Origin of the sequence: Brevundimonas sp. (genome assembly GCF_044239655.1) — a bacterium.
In the GTDB taxonomy this organism is placed as follows: Bacteria; Pseudomonadota; Alphaproteobacteria; order Caulobacterales; family Caulobacteraceae; genus Brevundimonas.
This window is the reverse complement of record NZ_JBIIAY010000187.1, coordinates 1-3,763: the sequence shown is the minus strand read 5'-3', so window position 1 is coordinate 3,763 and position 3,763 is coordinate 1. Positions and strand designations below refer to the sequence as shown.

Annotated in this window: 3 protein-coding genes; 2 read left to right on the top strand and 1 reads right to left on the bottom strand. The window is 67.0% G+C overall.

Annotated elements, in window-relative coordinates:
• Positions 1 to 156 precede the first annotated feature (156 nt).
• Together wrbA and ygiD are read left to right on the top strand one after the other, a co-directional pair.
• On the top strand, positions 157 to 759 hold the full coding sequence (wrbA, locus tag ACILQR_RS15985) for an NAD(P)H:quinone oxidoreductase (RefSeq protein WP_395652359.1): 603 nt from the start codon (positions 157 to 159) through the stop codon (positions 757 to 759).
• Between the two features lie 3 nt (positions 760 to 762).
• The gene (gene ygiD / locus ACILQR_RS15980) at positions 763 to 1,521 is read left to right on the top strand and encodes a 4,5-DOPA dioxygenase extradiol (protein WP_395652358.1); all 759 of its coding nucleotides are present in this window, start codon (positions 763 to 765) and stop codon (positions 1,519 to 1,521) included.
• A gap of 142 nt (positions 1,522 to 1,663) precedes the next feature.
• Here ygiD and ACILQR_RS15975 read toward each other — a convergent pair whose 3' ends face one another.
• A complete protein-coding gene (locus ACILQR_RS15975; RefSeq protein ID WP_395652357.1) occupies positions 1,664 to 3,214 on the bottom strand; it encodes an AMP-binding protein in 1,551 nt (516 codons plus the stop codon).
• Positions 3,215 to 3,763: the final 549 nt, after the last annotated feature.

Below are 3,763 nucleotides of genomic sequence, written 5' to 3'. Positions count from 1 at the left end.
CCGGGGGATGACGCCTTCTATGCCCGCATCTGCCCGTTCGAGGCGGTGGTCGAAACCCAGCGTTTCGATCCCGGTGCTTGATCGGCGGGGATGAGAGCCTAAATCCGCTACAGACGCTGTTACGATAGCGCGTCGCGGTTTTTGCAGGAGCGCCCCATGGCGAAGGTTCTGGTTCTCTATCACTCCACCTATGGCCACCTCGAGACGATGGCGAACGCGGTCGCCGAAGGTGCCGGTTCCGTCGAGGGCGTGACCGTCGACATCAAGCGCGTGCCCGAAACGGTGCCTCATGATCTGGCCGTGGCCTCCCACTACAAGCTGGATCAGGCCGCGCCGATCGCGACGGTCGACGACCTGAAGAATTACGACGCTATCATCGTCGGGGCCGGGACCCGGTTCGGGACGATGGCCTCGCAGATGCAGGCCTTCTGGGACACGACCGGTGGCCTGTGGTTCAGCGGAGCCCTGATCGGCAAGGTCGGCGGCGCCTTCACCGCCACGGCGACCCAGCATGGGGGTCAGGAAACGACCCTGACCGGCTTCCACAAGACCCTGCTGCATCACGGCCTGATCGTCGTCGGACTGCCCTACAGCTATCAGGAGCAGATGACGCTGGAGGCCATCCACGGCGGCAGCCCGTACGGCGCGACCACGATCACCGGCGGCGACGGCTCGCGTCAGCCCAGCGAGATCGAGCTGGGCGGTGCCCGGCATCAGGGCCGGCACATTGCCGAGATCGCCCTGAAGCTGCACGGCTGAACCATGTCCCAACCGGCCGTCTTCTTTGGTCACGGTTCGCCGATGAATGCGCTCGGCGGACCGTACGTCGCGGCCTGGCGTGAGCTGGGCGAGGCGATCGGCAAGCCGAAGGGCGTCGTCATGATCTCGGCCCACTGGGAGACCCGTGGGCTGGGGGTGACGGCGCAGGCGAGGCCGGAGACGATCCACGATTTCGGCGGCTTCGGGCCGGAACTGCAGGCGATGCAGTATCCGGCACCGGGGTCGCCCGATCTGGCGCGGCGGGTGTCCGAACTGACCCGGGCCCATGCGGTCGAGACCTGGGGCCTGGATCACGGGACCTGGTCGGTGCTGGTCCATGTCTGGCCAGACGCCGATGTGCCCGTGGTGCAGCTGTCGCTGGACCGGACCCTGACGGCGCGCCAGCATTACGACCTGGCCAGGGCCCTGAATCCGCTGCGGGACGAGGGGATCGTCATCGCGGGGTCGGGCGACTTCGTGCATAACCTGCGGACCTGGAAGCGGACGGGCGAGGACAGTCCCTATCCGTGGGCGGTATCGTTCAACGAGGCGGTCAAGGCGGCCTTCGTGCGCGGTGACCATGACGCCCTGATCGACTGGGTCGACCTGGCCGAAGATGCGCAGCTGAGCGTGCCGACGGACGAGCACTATCTGCCGTTGCTCTATGTCGCGGCGCAGGCGCGGCCGGGGGATGAGATCTCCTTCTTCAATGACGAGATCACCGGCGGGTCGATCTCGATGACGGGCGTCCGGATCGGCTGATCTGATCCTCCCCCGGTGCGAAGCGAACGGGGGAGGGGGACCGCCGCAGGCGGTGGAGGGGGCGACCCCAGACACCGTTTCTGCATTCGCCCCCTCCACCACTTCGTGGTCCCCCTCCCCCGCGAAGGGCGGGTGAGGATTGTTACCCCGCCTCCGCCAGCTTCTGGATCGCGACATAGTCGGTCTTGCCGGTGCCCAGGACGGGGAGTTCCTTCACCTTGAGGATCTTCTTCGGCACCGCCAGATCGGGGGCACCGTGGTCGCGGGCCCATTCGGACAGGCGACCCGACTCGGCGTCCTTCTGGTCGGTGACGAGGACCAGCTTCTCGCCCTTGCGGCTGTCGGGGATCGACACGACGGCGTGGCGGCCCTCGGGCCAGACGGCGGCGGCCAGGCCCTCGACTGCGGTCAGGGAGACCATCTCGCCGCCGATCTTGGCGAACCGCTTCACCCGACCCAGGATGGTGACATAGGCCTCGTCATCCACCGCGCAGATGTCACCCGTGTCGTGCCAGCCGCCTTCCAGCGGGTCGATGGCCTCGGGATCGTCGGGCGACAGATAGCCCTTCATGACATTGGGGCCGCGCAGATACAGACGCCCGCCCTCGGCGATGCCGGGGACCGGATCTAGCCGCCATTCCATGCCGGGCAGCATCTGGCCGACGGTTCCGGGGCGATTGCGTTCGGGATGGTTGACGGCGACCACGGGCGCCGCCTCGGTCGCGCCATAGCCCTCGAGCACCAGCACGCCGCCGAACCGGGTGTTGAACAGATGCCGGGTCTCGTCGCGGACCCGTTCGGCGCCGGCGACCACGAACTTCAGCGTCGAGAAGTCGTCGGGCCCGGCGACGCGGGCATACTGGTTCAGGAAGGTGTCGGTGGCGAACAGGATCGAGGCGCCGACCTGGGGCAACAGTTCGGTGATCTGTTTGGCGTGGAGCGGCGAGGGGTATTGGAAAGCCTTCAGCCCCTGCAACAGGGGCAGCAGCACGCCCCCGGTCAGGCCGAAACAGTGGAAGGTCGGCAGGGGGTTGAACATCACCCAGTCGGGGTCGAGCGGGATGTGGGTGTTGATCTGGCGGCAGTTGGCCACCAGGTTGCCCTGGCTCAGCACCACGCCCTTGGGCGCGCCGAAACTGCCCGAGGTGAACAGGACGACGCCGGGATCGGTCGCCTTGGTCGGGGTGCGGAACCGCTTGGGCATGAAGCCCGCCATCAGGCCGAACAGCTTGTCCTGAAGCCCGATCGTTGCGCGCAGGTCGTCCAGCCAGACGATCTCGGCGACCGTGGCCAGTTCGGTCATCAGGTCGTCCAGCTTGGCCTGGGTGACGAACCGTTTGGCCGAGAGGATACGCTTGACGCCTGCGGCCTTGATCGCCGCCTTGATGTTGGCCTCGCCCGAGGTGAAGTTCAGCATCACCGGCACCCGCCCGAAGGCGTGCAGACCGTAGAAGGTCACCACGACGCCCATGGACGACGGCAGCAGGATGGCGACCCGCTCGGCCGGTTCGGTGAGCCCTGCGATCTTGCGTCCCAGCACGAAGGCGGCACGGATCAGGCCGGTATAGGTCAGGGGCTTGCGGTCCTGATCCTCGAGAATTTCCTTGTCGCCGAACCGCTCGCGCGCGGCGATCAGGGCGTCGAAGATGGGTTCGTCACTCGCCTTGGGATCCAGACCGGGCCGCAAACGCATCTCCTCTCGAGGCCTGTGCCGCCCCGTCACTTCGAACGGGCGGACCCTAGTGCCGGGGCCGGCGATTGAAAAGATGCGTTACGTTGGGTGAGGGGAGAGGGAGGCAACAGGCAACGGGCAACAGGCCACAGAGGAGGCGGTGTGCAGAATGCCGAGATCTGCCGGATATGACACGGTCTGTGACTCGGCACCTGTTGCCTGTTGCCTGTTGCCTCCCAGCCGTCTTCGCCCTCACGCGATCTCTCGCTGAAGCGATGGGAAGGGCCGGCGGAGCGTCCGGGTCTTCGCCCGGAGAAGAATAGAAATACCGTTTCGGCGAAAGACAGACGCTCCGCGTGCGTGGTTTTCCGGGAGCTGTACGGCTCGGTCTCCCGAACCAGCGGGGGTGTTAACCCCTTGCCGCTACCGCGCCCCCGGCGGGAGGGTGGCTCCCTTGCAGAGCCATCCCCTGAACGATCCGACTCTCTGCGCCAGACCCTTTGCGCGACCGGCGACACCGCCCCCGATCCCCCGGGCGCCGCGCCCGGTCGAAACCGGACCTCGGAGCTC